At 69.1% G+C, this 15,367-nt stretch carries 15 protein-coding genes; 1 reads left to right on the forward strand and 14 read right to left on the reverse strand.

Going from position 1 to position 15,367, the window contains the following annotated elements:
• Positions 1-101: 101 nt before the first annotated feature.
• Positions 102-2,351 (reverse strand): DNA topoisomerase IV subunit A, encoded by a 2,250-nt coding sequence (parC, locus tag EBL84_RS14115; protein ID WP_123141400.1) that lies wholly within the window; start codon positions 2,349-2,351, stop codon positions 102-104.
• 81 nt (positions 2,352-2,432) lie between these two features.
• A complete protein-coding gene (locus tag EBL84_RS14120; protein WP_223807025.1) occupies positions 2,433-3,707 on the reverse strand; it encodes a multifunctional CCA addition/repair protein in 1,275 nt (424 codons plus the stop codon).
• A gap of 101 nt (positions 3,708-3,808) precedes the next feature.
• On the opposite strand from EBL84_RS14120, the gene EBL84_RS14125 reads away from it, so the two are divergent.
• Complete coding sequence (locus EBL84_RS14125) at positions 3,809-4,291, forward strand: DUF2939 domain-containing protein (protein ID WP_123141401.1); 483 nt, start codon at positions 3,809-3,811, stop codon at positions 4,289-4,291.
• Positions 4,292-4,319: 28 nt separating this feature from the next.
• On the opposite strand, the gene EBL84_RS14130 is transcribed toward EBL84_RS14125, so the two are convergent.
• The 12 genes from EBL84_RS14130 to EBL84_RS14185 form a co-directional block, all read right to left on the reverse strand.
• A complete protein-coding gene (locus EBL84_RS14130) occupies positions 4,320-5,993 on the reverse strand; it encodes a SpoIIE family protein phosphatase (RefSeq protein WP_223807026.1) in 1,674 nt (557 codons plus the stop codon).
• Positions 5,990-6,745, reverse strand: coding sequence for a transporter substrate-binding domain-containing protein (locus EBL84_RS14135; protein WP_123141402.1), 756 nt, complete (start codon positions 6,743-6,745; stop codon positions 5,990-5,992). The genes EBL84_RS14130 and EBL84_RS14135 overlap by 4 nt, the downstream gene beginning before the upstream one ends.
• Positions 6,742-7,581 carry a GGDEF domain-containing protein gene (locus EBL84_RS14140; RefSeq protein ID WP_123141403.1) on the reverse strand — a complete coding sequence of 280 codons (840 nt, stop codon included), beginning with the start codon at positions 7,579-7,581 and terminating at the stop codon, positions 6,742-6,744. The genes EBL84_RS14135 and EBL84_RS14140 overlap by 4 nt, the downstream gene beginning before the upstream one ends.
• 12 nt (positions 7,582-7,593) lie before the next feature.
• Positions 7,594-7,998 (reverse strand): DUF1987 domain-containing protein, encoded by a 405-nt coding sequence (locus EBL84_RS14145; RefSeq protein ID WP_123141404.1) that lies wholly within the window; start codon positions 7,996-7,998, stop codon positions 7,594-7,596.
• 7 nt (positions 7,999-8,005) lie between these two features.
• Positions 8,006-8,560, reverse strand: coding sequence for a SiaB family protein kinase (locus tag EBL84_RS14150; RefSeq protein WP_123141405.1), 555 nt, complete (start codon positions 8,558-8,560; stop codon positions 8,006-8,008).
• A 76-nt stretch (positions 8,561-8,636) separates the two neighbouring features.
• Positions 8,637-10,976: a hypothetical protein gene (locus EBL84_RS14155; RefSeq protein ID WP_148040303.1), complete on the reverse strand. Its 2,340-nt coding sequence runs from the start codon at positions 10,974-10,976 to the stop codon at positions 8,637-8,639.
• 121 nt (positions 10,977-11,097) lie between these two features.
• Positions 11,098-11,958, reverse strand: a complete 861-nt coding sequence (locus EBL84_RS14160; RefSeq protein ID WP_062272829.1) for an oxidoreductase — start codon at positions 11,956-11,958, stop codon at positions 11,098-11,100.
• A 55-nt stretch (positions 11,959-12,013) separates the two neighbouring features.
• Positions 12,014-12,229 (reverse strand): hypothetical protein, encoded by a 216-nt coding sequence (locus EBL84_RS14165; RefSeq protein WP_123141407.1) that lies wholly within the window; start codon positions 12,227-12,229, stop codon positions 12,014-12,016.
• Positions 12,222-12,812, reverse strand: a complete 591-nt coding sequence (locus EBL84_RS14170) for an electron transport complex protein RnfA (RefSeq protein WP_062272825.1) — start codon at positions 12,810-12,812, stop codon at positions 12,222-12,224. Before EBL84_RS14170 ends, EBL84_RS14165 begins: the two co-directional genes overlap by 8 nt.
• Entirely contained in the window at positions 12,802-13,464 is a 663-nt protein-coding gene (rsxE, locus tag EBL84_RS14175) for an electron transport complex subunit RsxE (RefSeq protein WP_062272823.1), read from the reverse strand. The genes EBL84_RS14170 and rsxE overlap by 11 nt, the downstream gene beginning before the upstream one ends.
• Complete coding sequence (locus EBL84_RS14180; protein ID WP_123141408.1) at positions 13,465-14,166, reverse strand: FMN-binding protein; 702 nt, start codon at positions 14,164-14,166, stop codon at positions 13,465-13,467.
• A 34-nt stretch (positions 14,167-14,200) separates the two neighbouring features.
• Positions 14,201-15,244: an RnfABCDGE type electron transport complex subunit D gene (locus tag EBL84_RS14185; RefSeq protein ID WP_123141409.1), complete on the reverse strand. Its 1,044-nt coding sequence runs from the start codon at positions 15,242-15,244 to the stop codon at positions 14,201-14,203.
• Positions 15,245-15,367 lie beyond the last annotated feature (123 nt).

The raw sequence follows: 15,367 nt of genomic DNA on the forward strand, positions 1-15,367 counted from the left end.
GTCACCTCCTTTTGCCTGCCACCGGCCTCGACGCGACGCATCACCGGCAGGGCCTCACCCTGCCCGGCGCACTCGGCGAGTGCGCCGCACCCCGTGTGCGATCAGCGCTCGGCGCTCAGCGCCTCGACCCGCTGGAAGCCGCGCGGCAACAACCGACCGCGACGACCGCGATCACCGCGATAGGCCTCCAGATCACGCGCCTTGAGCGTCAGCTCGCGCTTGCCGGCGCGCACCCGCAGCACACCCTCGGGCGCGACCACCGCCATCGCCACCATCAGCTCCTCGCGCGCGGCGGCGCGGGCAGTGGGGATGGCGATCAGCTTGTTGCCCTTGCCCCGGCTCATCTCCGGCAGCTCCTCGAGGGGGAAGAGCAGCAGATGACCGCTGCTACTGGCCACCGCCACCAGCGCGCCCTCGACCGCCGGGACCGCCACCGGGTCGAGCACCTCGGCACCCTTGGGCAAGGTCAGCACCGCCTTGCCGCCCTTGGGCTTGGCCACCAGGTCGGCGGCGCGGGCGAGGAAGCCGTAACCGGCATCCGAGGCGAGCAGATAGCGCCCCTCGACGGCGGCCAGCACCGCCACGAAACGCGCCCCCGAGGGCGGGTCGAAACGCCCGGTGAGCGGCTCGCCCTGGCCGCGTGCCGAAGGCAGGGTGTGGGCCTGCAGGCTGTAGCTGCGTCCACGCGAGTCGAGGAAGGCCACCGCCTGATTGCTGCGCGCGCGCGCCGCGGCGAGGAAGCGATCCCCCGAGCGATAGTTGAACCCGGCCGGATCGACGTCGTGCCCCTTGGCCGCGCGCGCCCAGCCCTTCTCCGAGAGCACCACGGTCACCGGCTCGCTCGGCGCCAGCTCGGTCTCGTCGATGGCGTTCGCCGCGGCGCGCTCGACCAGCGGCGAGCGCCGCGCGTCGCCGTAGCGCTCGGCGTCGGCGGCGAACTCCGCGGCGAGCAGCCGGCGCAGCGCCGCGGGGTCGTCGAGGATGGCGCGCAACTCATCGCGCTCGGCACTCAGCGTCTCCTGATCGGCGCGGATCTTCATCTCCTCGAGCCGCGCGAGCTGGCGCAGTCGGGTGTTGAGGATGTAGTCGGCCTGGGTCTCGGTGAGCGCGAAGCGCGCCATCAGCACCGCCTTGGGCTCGTCCTCGGTGCGGATGATGGCGATCACCTCGTCGAGGTTGAGGAAGGCGATCAGCAGCCCGTCGAGCAGATGCAGGCGCTCGAGCACCTTGTCGAGCCGGTGGTTGAGGCGGCGGCGGACCGTCTCGGTGCGGTAGGCGAGCCACTCGACGAGGATCTCGCGCAGGTTCATCACCCGCGGGCGACCGTCGAGCGCGATCATGTTCATGTTGACGCGATAGCTGCGCTCGAGATCGGTGGTGGCGAACAGGTGCGACATCAGCCGCGCGATATCGACCCGGTTGGAGCGCGGCACGATCACCAGCCGGGTCGGGAACTCGTGATCGGACTCGTCGCGGAAGTCCTCGATCATCGGCAGCTTCTTGGCATTGAACTGCTGGGCGATCTGCTCGAGCACGCGACTGCCCGAGACCAGGTGCGGCAGCGCGGTGATGACGATGTCGCCGCGCTCGACCTCGTAGCGCGCGCGCAGCCGCACGCTGCCGCCACCGCTGTGGTAGAGCTTGCGCAGGTCGGCGGCGGGGGTGACGATCTCGGCCTCGGTGGGATAGTCGGGCGCGGGGACGAAACGCATCAGCGCGTCGACATCGGCCTCGGGGTGCTCGAGCAGATGGGTGCAGGCGCGCGCCAGCTCACAGAGGTTGTGCGGCGGGATGTCGGTGGCCATGCCGACGGCGATGCCGGTGGCGCCGTTGAGCAGCAGGTTGGGCAGACGCGCCGGCAGCAGACGCGGCTCCTCCAGGGTGCCGTCGAAGTTCGGCTGCCAGTCGACCGTGCCCTGCCCCACCTCGTCGAGCAGCACCTCGGCATAGGGCGCAAGACGCGACTCGGTATAGCGCATCGCCGCGAACGACTTGGGATCGTCGGGCGAGCCCCAGTTGCCCTGGCCGTCGACCAGCGGATAGCGATAGGTGAAGGACTGCGCCATCAGCACCATCGCCTCGTAGCAGGCCGAGTCACCGTGCGGGTGGAACTTGCCGAGCACGTCGCCGACGGTGCGCGCCGACTTCTTGAACTTGGCCGTCGCCGACAGCCCCAGCTCGGACATCGCATAGAGGATGCGCCGCTGTACCGGCTTGAGACCGTCGCCGACATGGGGCAAGGCGCGATCGAGGATGACGTACATGGAATAGTCCAGATACGCCTTCTCGGTGAAGGCCTTGAGTGGGCGCTGCTCCAGGCCCTCGGCGGAATAGCTGATGGTCTCGCTCATGATTCTCGATACGTCAGGGGTCGACACGCAAGGAAACCCATCATGATGCGCCAAGGCGGCGCCGAGGACAAACCAGGGGACTCACCCCTGTCGCGCCGTCCTGATCGCCGCCAGTCGCGCCTCGCGGATGCGCCCGGCGATCAACCGCGGTTCGGGGGCGGCGCGGGCGATGGCACCGACGTCGAGCGCGGCGACCGCCGCCTGCAATCGGCGCAGCAACGCCGCCTGCGGGTAGTCGCGCTCGGCATAGCCGGTGCGACCGCGGAAGTCGGCCTCGCAGGCGATCAGCATCTGCTCGAAACGCTCGGGCCGGCGCAGCGCATCGGTGCGCTCGAGCAGATCGAGCACCGTGGTGTCGCGCAGCTCCTCGACCTTGTGCACCAACCCATGCTGCCCGGCGGTGATGCGCGCCAGCTCGCGACAGCGGTTGGGCACCCGGAAGCGGTCGCAGACCGCCTCGAGCAGCTCGACGCTGCGCGCCTCGTGACCGTGGTGGCTGGGCAGGATCTCCGCCGGCGTGGTGCCCTTGCCGAGGTCGTGACAGAGCGCGGCGAAGCGCACCTCGAGCAGCGGCGAGAGCCGCGCGGCCATGTCGAGCACCAGCATCGCGTGCACCCCGGTATCGACCTCGGGGTGCCACTTGAGCGGCTGCGCCACCCCCCACAGCCGATCGAGCTCGGGCAGCAGCCGCGCCAGCGCGCCGCACTCGCGCAACACCTCGAAGAAGCGCGAGGGCCGGGGCTCGCAGAGCGCGCGCGAGAGCTCCTGCCACACCCGCTCGGGGACCAGGGCGTCGACCTCGCCGGCGGCGACCATCTCGCGCATCAGCGTCTGGGTCTCGGCGGCGACGGTGAAGCCGAGATCGGCGAAGCGCGCGGCGAAGCGCGCCAGGCGGAGGATGCGCACCGGGTCCTCGGCGAAGGCCGGGGAGACGTGACGCAGCACCCGCGCCTCGAGATCGGCGAGCCCGCCATAGGGATCGACGATGCCGCCCTCGGCGTCCTCGGCCAGGGCGTTGACGGTGAGATCACGCCGCAACAGGTCCTGCTCGAGGGTGACCTCGGGGTCGGCGTGCACGGTGAAGCCGTGATAGCCGGGGGCGGTCTTGCGCTCGGTGCGGGCGAGCGCGTACTCGTCCTTGGTGAGCGGATGCAGGAACACCGGGAAGTCCTTGCCGACCTGCTGGAAGCCGCGCGCGCGCAGGGTCTCGGCGCGCGCGCCCACCACCACGTAGTCGCGCTCGCGCACCACCCGCCCGAGCAGCCGGTCGCGCACCGCGCCACCGACCAGATAGACACGGAGCCCGGCGGTCGCGGGGTCGGGTTGCAGGCTCGGATTGGGGGTCGGGTCGTCCACGGTCACCTCGGGCTGGTCTCGGATGGGTGATTATATCGGGGCGATGCTTGCGGTTAGAATGCCCCATCGATTCCCCGCCCTGACCTGATGAAGGAGCGACGATGCGTTTTCTCGGCTATCTGATCCTGCTCGCCCTGCTCGGCTACGGGCTGTGGCCCTACTATGCCGTCTACCAGCTCGACGACGCCATCAACCAGGAGGACACCACCGAGCTGGCGGCCCTGGTCGACCTGCCGGCGATCCGCGCCAACTACAAGGCGCGGATCGCCGCGGGCGTCGAGGGCATGCTGCCGGCGGGCGAGGCCGGCGGGGGGATGCACTGGCTGCGCCAGAACGTCGGCGAACTCGGCGACGCCGCGCTCGAACAGGCCATCACCCTGCCCTGGGCGCGGCAGACGCTGCGCGAGGCGGTCGGGCGCGCCACCTCGCAGACCCCGCCCTATCTGCTCGCCGGCATCGACTACGCCTTCTTCGAGTCCTACGACCGCTTCCTGGTGCGTATCGGCCAACTCGGCAAGGCGCCGACCCATGTGCGTCTCGAACTCGAGGGGCGCGAGTGGCGGATCACCGACATCATCCGCTGAACCGGATCGCTGAACCGGGTCGTCCGACTCAGCGCGGCTGGAAGCCGATCAAGGTCATGTCATCGCGCCGCGGCTCGTCGCCCCGATAGTCCTCAAGCAGTTGCTCGACGGCGGCGAGCTGCTCGGCCAGACCGAGTTCGGCGTGGCGCTCCAGCCAACCCGCCAGACGGCGGCGACCGAGCAGCCGCCGCGGCTGCCCGCCCATGTGATCGGAGATGCCGTCGGTGAGCAGATAGAAGCGCGCCCCCGGCGCCACCGCGATGCGGTGCACCGGGATCTCGCCTGGGCTCGGCAGACTGCGATAGCCGAGATGCGCGCGCGCGCCGCGGATCGTCTCCACCCGTCCGGCAGGATCCATGCACAGCAGCGGGATGCCCGCACCGGCGAAGCTCAGCTCGGCGCGCGCCGGCTCCCAGATCGCCACCGCCGCCTCCAGACCGTCGTCCGACTCGGCCTCTGGATGATCCTGACGCAGTCGCGTACGCACCACGGCGTCGATCGCGCACAGGATGGTCGCCGGGTCGGCGCTGGCATGATCGCGCAGGATATCGGCCATCGCCGAGGCCAGCACCAGGGTGATGAAGGCCCCCGGCACACCGTGCCCGGTACAGTCGGCGATCAGGATCAGATAACGCTCGTCGTCGAGCCGCTCGAGCCAGAACCAGTCGCCGCCGACCAGGTGCAGCGGCTCCCAGCACACCTGGATCTCGCGCACCCCGTCGCCCAGCGCGCCCTTGTCGGGCAACATCGCCGTCTGGATGCGCCGCGCGTACTGGATGCTCTCGAGCACCATGCGATTGGCCTTGCCCAACTCCTGGTGGGCGGCGTCGAGCTCGGCGAAGGCCTGCTCGAGGGCATCGCGCTGCTGCTCGAGCTCCCGGGTACGCAACCGCACCCGCGCCTCGAGCTCTTGGGTGAGCGCGGTCAGCTCGGCCTGTGCCCGATCGCGCTGATCGAGCCCCCGCTGCGAGGCGGCGAACAGCTCACCGAGACGCGCGCGCAGCAACCCGAGCTCGTCGCCGCGATGATGGGGCAGGTGCGGCGGCGTCCACGCCCCCGGACACGCCGGGTCGACCGCCGCGATGGCCCCGGCCAGGCGCACCAGCGGGCGGGTGATCATCAGATAGAAGAGCAGCGCGACCAGCGCCGAGATCACCAGCGCGCGCGCCAGCCCGAGCAGCGCATCGCGACCGGCCTGGGCGAGGAAGCGCTGGGTCAACACCGCCGCCGAGAGTTCGACCTCGAGGACCCCGACCGGCTCCGCATCGGCCCCGGCAAAGCCGTAGTCGAGCGGCAGACGCATCCGGGTGACATCGGCGAACAGCCACGACCAGTCCTCGGCCAGCGCGCTTGCCGTCGGTTCGCGCACCCGTTCGGCGAGCACCCGACCGAAGTCGTCGCGCAGCTCGGCGCGACGCATCGAGGCGCGGGCGAAGAGTCCGTCGACGAGCTGGCGACCGAGTTCGGGATGGAGCTGATAGAGCGCCTCGGAGGCCGAGCCCTCGACCAGGGTCAGGGTCTCGCGCAGGTCGCGCTCGACATCGGCGCGCATCCCGCGCCAGTCGAGGAAGAGCTCGAGCAGCCCCACCAGCATCCCCAGCAGCAACACCACCGCCAGGGTGACGGCCGCCTGGCGGAAGGTCAGCCCGCGCCAGAACGGGATTTCGGGCGGGGCTGCGCCCTGTTGCAGGGACGTGTTCAATGGGCCTCCAGGGCGACGGTGCCGACACCATGGGCGCGTCTGATCGCCTCGACCCGTACCGACTCGGTCGCCAACCAGCGATCGAAGCGCGCCAGCAACCCGGTGTGCGCCCGGGTGGAGAGACGGTACTCACCCTGTGCCAGCGGCAGCCCGGGATCGAAGGCCAGGGCATCGGCGCGACCGAACAGCCGGCGCGACTGCTCGGCGGCGACCGCGACATTGGCATAGGCGGCATCGATCCGGCCGCTGTGCAGCTGATTGAGCAGCGCGGCAAAGCCGGCATTCTCGCGCAGCACCGGCGTGCCGGTCTCCAGGCGCGACTGCCAGGCACAGGGGGTGAAACCGACGACGATCCCGAGCCGCTGCACCCGTTCGGGGCCCGCACCCAACTGGTCCGGGCGTACCAGGGTGGCGTCGGTGTAGGAGACCACCGGAGTGCTGAAGTGGAAGCGCTCACCGTTGCGCGCCGCACTGCGCCAGTCGGGGTCGTCGGGATAGATGAAATCGACCTCGTCGCGCAGCAGGCTGACGACCATCCGCGGCACCGGCAGCGGCTTGTAGTCGAACTCGATCCCGGCGGCGGCGGCGAAGGCGTCGAACAGCTCGCGGGCGAACCCCTCGAAGCGTCCGGTATGCGCGGCGTGATAGGGCAGATAGTCGATGTTCTCGACCCCGATCACATAACGCTCCCCGGCGGCCTGCGCGCCCCCCGGGAGCAGGATCAGCAGCAGTGCGACCAGCCGCGCGATCATGCGTCTGGAACGCCCTGCTCGGTCGCACCGGGCAACTCGGCCTCGGCCAACTCGACGCGGTTGCGACCGTTGCGCTTGGCCGCGTAGAGCGCCCGGTCGGCGCGCGCGATCGCCCGTTCCAGCGACTCGTCGATGGCGACCTCGGCGACGCCGATACTGACGGTCACGCGCAGCCGCGCGCCCTTCCACTGGGTCTCGGCCTCGGCCACCCGCACGCGCAGCCGCTCGGCGACCTCGGCGGCGGCCTCCAGGCGGATCTCCGGGAGCACCGCCATGAACTCCTCGCCGCCGAAACGCCCGGGGACGTCATCCTCGCGCAGCGCGCTGCGAAACAGGGTGCCGAAGTGCTCGAGCACCCGGTCGCCGGCGACATGACCGTGGGCGTCGTTGACCCGCTTGAAGTGATCGAGGTCGAGCAACAGCACCGACAGACCGCGCCGATGACGGGCCATGCGCTTGAGCTCGTGCTCGCCGAGTTCGAGCAGGTGACGACGGGTGTGCAGCCCGGTCAGCTCGTCGACCGAGGCGATCCGGCGCAGCTCCTGCTCGAGCTGCTCGCGCCGCTCGATCTCCTTGACCAGGGTGGCGTTGAGGGTGTTGAGCTCGCGCGCCTGCAGCGACAGGGTGCGGTTGGCGTCGTGCAGGTCGAGCTGCATGCGATCGCTGATGCGCACCAGCCGACGCGACTCGTGATAGCCGTCCTGATAGGCGCGGGCGAGCTGGCGCACCCCGTCGGCGACCTCGTCGAGACGCTCGAGCATCGCCTCGGCCTGACGGATCACCGCCTGCTCGTGGGCATAGAGCGAGAACTCTTCCTCGGGCTCATCGGCGCTCATGATCGGTGCCGGTCAGTCATCATCGAATTCGCAGAGCTCGAACACGGCGTGCTCGAAGTCCTCGCTGAAGTCCTCGCCGAATTCCTGCATGGTGTCGTCCTCGACATGGTAGTGCCAGCGGATGCGCACCCCGCGCCCGGCGCCGGCGGCCCGCTCCAGGCGCTGGAAGATGTTCATCAATGCCTTGGCGCTGCTGCTGTTGAAGTAGGACATGCGCAGCTCGACCAGCAGCGCGGGGGGCTGAGTCGAGTCGGTGGCGAGAAAGGCGTCGAGCGCCTGGATCACCGGACCGAAGAAAGCAGCAGCATCCTCGGGGTAGGACTCACCCTCGATGCGCAGACGGCGATTGGCGAAATCGAACTCAAGCAGCGGCGAGCGTTCGGTCGGTGCGCGATACAGCGTCTCCAACGTCTCCATCCTTCACTCAGATATAGGCCTTAAGACAGAAGAAGGAGCGATCCTCGGTGACTTCCACGAAGCCGAACTCGATCGGATCGGTCGAACGACGCGCGATCTCGATCAGACCGATGTTGCCCCCCCGACTATCGTCCTCCACCGGGGCGCGCAACCGCTCGCGGTAATAGGACTTGAGCGAGTCCTTGTCCATCGACGCGAGTTGCTCGAGCCGGCGTTGCAGCTCGGCGGCCTCGTCACGACACACCATGTTGCCGCAGACGACGAAGAAGCGGTCGCGCTCGCGACCGACCACGACCATACCCGAGCTGAGTTCGACCGGCTTGCCGAGGTTGCCCTCGACCCGTTCGGCCGAGTAGCGGATGATGTTCTGCACCTGCTCGACGAAGATCGAGAACACCCGCTTGATCACCCGCGAGTCGGCATCCTCCAGACTCATCTTCTGCTTGAGCGCCTCGCCCAGCGAGAACAGGATCCCCTCGGAGAGATAACCGGCGAAGGAGAACACCACCCCGCGTTCCTGCAACTGCCGATGGAAGGCGAAATATTCCGTGGCGATCGACATAGCGAACACGACTCCTCAAGTCGGTGGGACTCGGCCAACTAGGGTAGAGGCTCGACTCCCGCCGAGGCAAGCGGAATCAACCCTCGACAGCCACGCTGCGTCGACGTGACGGCGGCGTCTCGACCTGCAGCGGCAGTCCCATCAAGGCCAGCAGATAGAACAGCAGCGCCACCCTCGGGGCATCGAGCAGGGTGCCGAAGGTCCCCACCGCAAGGAAGCCGAGCAGGGCCAGCCAGACCGTGACCCCGAAGGCCGGCGAGACGACCCGCCCGGCGAGCAGACCTCGGCTGGCGACGAGCAACAACAGCAGCAGCACGGCGAGACCGAGCAGGCCGCGCTCGACCAGCAGATGGACCCAGAGGTTATCGGTGTGCCAACGCTGGTGGTCGAAGTCGGAATAGCTCAGCCAATGGTCGATCCCCGCACCGAAGTCGCCGTTGCGCACCAGTTCGCGTCCGCCTTCGAGCCGTTGCAACGAGACGTCGTCGATGTCGACCAGGGTCTGCGGCTGCTCGAGCAGGCGGTACTCGCGGCGATTGGCGAGGGTCAGCAGCAGCGGCGCGCGCAGTGCCTGCTCGAAGGAGCCGAGGTTGGCGCTGTCGAAGACGAACTCCAGCGCTCGCCAGGCGCCCTCGGTGTCGGTCACCATCGGGGAGAAGGTGACACAGCGTGGGTTCCACTCGCTCGGCGCGATCATCTGACGGTGACACAAACGCAGCTGCAGCTTGAGTTCGGGGGCCTCGGTACGCACCGTCAGGCGCAGCCGATAGGCGGTATTCGGCCGCAGCCGCACCCGTTGTCCGAGCCGCATGCCGCGCGCCCCGGAGAGACGCAGATAACGATTGCCCGCCTCGCTGCCGATCCCCAGGGTACCGAACGCCTGGGGATCGCGCCGCGTCCACAGATAGCGTTCGGGGAAACGCCCGGCGCCGATCCCGAGCAACCGGTCCGGCCAGTCCGCCGGCACGACCGCGAGCGCCTCCTGCCAGTGCGTCAGCCGCGCCTGCAGATCGCTCCCGGCCTCGGCGAAGCGCGCCTCCATGCGACTGCCGAAGAGACTCGGGATGAAGGCCCCGAGGACCACGCACCAGAGCATCATCGCGAGGATGCGATGGCGCGGCGCCAGCCGCGCGCCCCAGTCGCGTTCGAGCCGCCAGCCGATCACCGCCAGCAGCGCCACGCCGGCGACGACGATCGCCATCGCCAGCGGCAGCGGCAGGCTGGTCCACTTGCTGGTCGCCGCGCCGTGAGCGGCCAGCCCGGCCAGCGCCAGCACCACCGCACCACTCAGCCAGGCGAGACGGCGCACGGACACCCCGAGACCGGCGAGCCAGCCCGGCAGCGCCGCGACCACCAGGGCGAGCAGCGCGCAGCTCATCGCCAGCATGCCGCCGGAGCGGAACGACCACAGCGCCATCGCCGCCGAGCCCGCCAGCGCCGCCAGGGTGAGCAGCGCCGCCCCGCGCGACAACACCCGACGCTGGCGCCAGTAGCCGAGCAGCAAGGCCGCCGCCACCACCGCCAGGAACCCGAGATAGACCCCGCGCGAGAAGGTCACCACCATCGCGTAACAGGCGCCGAGCAGGACGATGGCGGCCAGCCCCCCCCACCAGCGCGAACGCGCCATCAGCAGGGCGAGCACCGCGAACGGCCAGGCGAGGCTGAGATAGCCGTCGATCGCGCCGCCACCGACGTGCATGTCGGCGAAGAGTGCGGTGACGCGATAGGCGGTGGAGAAGTCGAGCAGGGTGCCGAGCAGCGCATAGGGACCCTCGAAGAAGATCAGCTGGTGCAGCACCCCGCGCTCCCACACCACCACCAGCGCGACCCCGAGCAGTCCGATCAGCACCCCGGCGATGAAGCGCCGCTCGGCGCGTACCGGATCGCGACCGCGCGCGGCCAGCCACAGCGGATAGAGCAGCAGCGCCCAGACCAGCCCCTTGGTCAGACGCAGGGCGTTGAGCGGGCTGTAGTAGGAGACCAGCGCGTTGGCATCGAGCTGCGGCCAGGCGCCACCGAGCCCGCGCCAGCAGCCGATCGCGGCGAGCACCAGCAGCAGCAGCAGGAGCAACCGGGCGCCGGCGCTCGGGCGCACCCTGCCCCCGCCACCACCGTGCCACAGTCCGGCGGCGAGGGTGCAGAGCAGCAGCGCGTCGAAGGCGTCGACGAACAGCCAGCCGCTCCAGGGCGCGAGCTGGAGCAGCGGCAGCGCCACCGGCACCACCACCAGCCAGGCATCGGGGTCGCGCAACAGCACCAGCAGGTAGAGCGCCAGCCCCAGCGCCAACCAGGGGGCGATGGCGGGGAAGCGCAGCAGGAAGGGGATCAGCGCCGCCAGCAACAGCAGCGCCGAGAGACGGCGCGTCACTGACCACAGATGATGAGGCGTGGACGGAACGGGGGGTACGACGGACATGGCGTCGGCCTCCTGGCCGGGTGACGACATGGGGCTGGATCCGACCGCCAGCCTGACAAGCGCCGCGGTCGGGTTCAAGCCTGTCGTCGATCGGGGCCTCCCGCCCCGACCACGACAGGCCTCAGTCGTAGAACAGCTCGGACCAGCGCTGATCGTCGATCAGCGACTGCTTGAGCGTCTCCCACGCCTCCTCGCCGCCGGCCTGCTCGGCCATCACCCGGTTGAACGCCTCGGCGGTCTTGCGCAGACCCGAGATGAACACCTGGGTGTTGGGCTCACGCATCAGCCGCAGGGTCTCCTCGGCATGGGCCTCGAGCCCCTGCGCCAGCGCCTCGGAGGAGCGCATCAGCGGCCGGGTGCCGAGCGCGCGGAAGGCCTTGAAGGTCTTCTCGTCGTAGTAGTTGGCGAGATCCGAGGTCTCGTCGTTGGCATACATCAGGTCGAGACCGGTGCGACCGCCGTAGAACAGGCGCACCTGACCGTTCCAGTCGCCGCGACGCTCGTAGATGTGCTGGGCGAAGGCGCGGAAGGGCGCGATCCCGGTGCCGGTACCGATCATCAACAGGTTGGCCCGGTTGTCGAGCGGCATGCGGAAGGCGCTCGCATAGGGGCCGGTGATGGTGATCTTGTCGCCGGGCTGGGCATCGCACAGATAGTTCGAGGCGATGCCCGGATAACGCTCGCCGCTGACCTCGTCGAGATAGAAGCAACGACGCACCAGCAGCTCGATCACCACCCCCTCGTCGAGCGGCATGGGGCGGGCGTTGGCGATCGAGTAGCGACGCAGGTGCACGGCGTTGCCGAAGGGATGCGGACCCGGCACCAGCACCCCGATGCTCTGGCCCTCGACGAACTGGAAGGCCGGATCGAGCACCTCGAGGGTGAGGTGGCGGACCTCCTCGGTGTCCTCCGGGGTAATGCGCCGCGAGGCCTTGATCAGGGCCTCGGTCTGCGGGCCGCCAGCGGCCTGTGATTCACTCATGTCAGCTCCTTAAACGCTGTCCTGCGGCCCCTGGGGGCCGCGAGAGGGACGCCGATCAGTGGCGATCGGCGTTGCACTCGCCGTGCACGGGACCGGGCACGGCCACCTCGACCTCGCAGTGACCGCTACCACAGGAGCAGCCACCGCCCTCGGGGCGGTAGGGGCCGAGCTGCGGATGACGCCGCGCGAAGCGTGCGTACAGCTGCTGGACCCCGACCCAGCCGGCGAGCACGACGAAGATGATCACCGGGACCAGCAACAGCCTAGCCATGGCTGCCACCCAACCCGGCGAAACCCATGAAGGCGAGCGAGAGCAGCCCGGCGAGCATCAGGCTCATCGCCGCGCCCTCGCTGACCCGGGGCACCCGCGCCAGGGCGAGCTTCTCGCGCAGCCCGGCCATCAGCATCAGCGCCAGGGTGAAGCCGGTGCCGGCGCCGACGGCATAGACCAGGCTCTGCACGAAGTCGTACTCCTTGGCGGTCTGGAACAGCGCCAGACCGAGGATCGCGCAGTTGGTGGTGATCAGCGGCAGGAAGATGCCGAGCGAGCGGAACAGCGCCGGGCTGAAACGCTTGACGAACATCTCCACCAGCTGCACCGCCGAGGCGATCACCGCGATGTAGCAGATCAGGCGCAGGAACTCGAGCTGCAGCTCGCCGAGCACCCAGTTGATGCCATAGGCCGCGGCCGAGCTCACCAGCATCACGAACATGGTCGCCAGGCCCATGTTCCAGGCCGTCTCCTTCTTCGCCGAGACGCCGAGGAAGGGACAGATGCCGAGAAACAGCGCCAGTACGAAGTTGTTGACGACCGCGGCGTTGAGGAAGATCAGCGACAGGGGTTCAGCGTGCATATGCGCTCTCCGCGGCGGCGGCCTGCAGTCTGCGCTCCTTGCGCAACCGCAGCCAGTTGAACAACAACAGCCAGGCACCGAGGACGAAGAAGCCACCCGGGGGCAGGATCATCACCACCCAGGGCTGGAAGTCGGCACCGAACAGCGGGATGCCGAGGATGGTGCCGCTGCCGAGGACCTCGCGCACCGTGCCGAGGCTGAGCAGCGCCAGGGTGAAGCCCGCGCCCATGCCGAGACTGTTGATCAGGGTGGTGTGCAGGCGTTGCTTGGAGGCGTAGGCCTCGGCGCGACCGAGGATCACGCAGTTGGCCACGATCAGCTGGATGAAGGCGCCGAGCGCGGCATAGAGCTCGAGGCTGATGGCCTGGATGGCGTAGTCGACGATGGTGACGAAGGTGGCGATGATGACGATGTAGCTGGCGATGCGCACCTGCTTGGGGATCCAGTTGCGCAGCAGCGACACCAGCAGGCTCGAGCACACCAGCACGAAGGTGGTGGCCAGGCCCATGGCGATGGCGTTGACCGTGGTGTTGGTCACCGCCAGCACCGGGCACATGCCCAGCAGCATCACGAACACCGGGTTCTCTTCCCACAGCCCGCGCACGAAGGTGTCGAGCGACAGGCTCTCTTGTTGGTTGGGCAGTTCAGCCATTCATCGGCCCTCGCTACGGTTCGGTTCGGAGAGGAGCGCCAGCTCGCGCTGCAGCACCGGCACCACCCGCTGGGCGGCGTCGTTGACCGCGCGCGCCATGGCGTTGGAGGTGATGGTCGCACCGGAGATGGCATCGACCTGCCAGGGTTGGGTCTTGGTGCCGTGCTTGACCGGGACGATGGGGTTGGCGAGCGCCGTCCCGGTGGCGTCAAGCCGCGCATCGAGCGCCTCGAAGTTCTTCAGATACTCGGCGTCGGTGGAGATCTTGTCGCCGAGCCCCGGGGTCTCGGTCGACTTCAGCACCTTGCTGCCGATCACGCACTGGCAGGCGGGGTCGTAGCCGAAGAGGAACTGGATGACGTCCTGGTAGCCGCGCGCGGCACCCGGGAAGGCCACGCCCACCAGCGCGCCGTCATCATCGTAGCCGGCATAGAGATGGACGCCCTCGGCGCCCTCGCCCGCCGGCACCAGCGCATCCTCGGCGGTGAGCACGAAGTCGCGCTTGGCCACCGCACCGTCGAGGACGTGGAACACCGCCTTCTCGGTCATCCGCCGCTGGTTCTCGGCGATGATCGGCAGGGTGAACTGATAGACCAGCACCACCAGCAACCCGGAAAGCATGGCGATGCCGCCGAGGGTGCGCAGCATCGCCCAGGCCGGGGTGCTCGGCGCCGGGGTTTGGATCTGTTGTTCGATCGTCATGAGTCAATGCCCGATAGAGGTTGGAGCCGGCGATTCATGCCTTGGGCCGCGAGCCGGCGCCGTAGACGCGCGGCTGGGTCCAGCCCGAGATCAGCGGACCGAGGGCATTGGCGAGCAGGATGGCGTACATCACCCCTTCGACGAGGCCGCCAAAGAGCCGGATGATCACCGTCAGCACGCCGATGAACAGGCCGTAGATGATGGCCCCGCGCGCGGTCACCGGCGAGGCGACCATGTCGCTGGCCATGAACCAGGCGCCGAGCATCAACCCGCCCGAGCAGAGCACGAACCAGGGCGAGGGATAGAGCGTGGGATCGAGCAGCCAGAAGGGCAGCGCGGTGAGCACGGCGCCGGCCATCACCGAGGCCGGGATGCGCCAGTCGAGCATCCGCCGCCACGCCAGCCACAGCCCGCAGACCAGGATCAGGATCGCCGAGGTCTCGCCCGCGGAACCGGCGATGGTGCCGGAGAACACGTCGCTGAGCGGCAGCTCGATCTGCTGGAACTTCTGCAACGCCAGCGGCGTCGCCCCGCTCCAGGCGTCGAGCCCGAGCCCGGCGACCCAGTCGTCGATCGGCACCGGCTGCATGAACGGCAGGGTCAGGGTCGAGGGGATCAGCTCGGCGAAACGCTCCGGGGCGAAGGCCGGGGTCCAGGTGGTGATCGCCACCGGAAAGGCGGCCTGCACGAAGGCACGCCCGACCAGCGCCGGATTCATCACGTTGTAGCCGAGTCCGCCGAACAGCGCCTTGCCGAGGGCGATGCCGACGAAGGCGGCAACCGCGGCCATCCACAACGGGAAGCCCGGCGGCAGGGTGAGACCGAGCAGCAGCCCGGTGATCACCGCCGACCAGTCGGAGACGGTGTTGCCCTGCCCCGAGAGACGCGCAAACAGCCACTCGGTGGCCACCGCGACCACCGTGGTGGTGATGAGCAGCAGCAGCACGCTGAGGCCGAACTGATAAACGGCGAAGGCGCTCACCGGCAGCAGCGCGAGCACCACCGAGCGCATGATCTGATCAACCGTCAACACCTTCTTGAGGTGCGGCGATGTTCTTATTTCGATGCCTTTAGCCATAGATTTTCGAAACCGCAACGGCGCCGGGGCGCCGGAATATCCTGAGGTCCGCACGCCGCCGACCGGGGTCGGGGCAACGGAGGTCCTGGGGCGCGAGGATCGCCCGATCGACGCCTCGGAGAT

Source organism: Marichromatium sp. AB31 (genome assembly GCF_003718685.1).
Taxonomy (GTDB): domain Bacteria; phylum Pseudomonadota; class Gammaproteobacteria; order Chromatiales; family Chromatiaceae; genus Marichromatium; species Marichromatium gracile.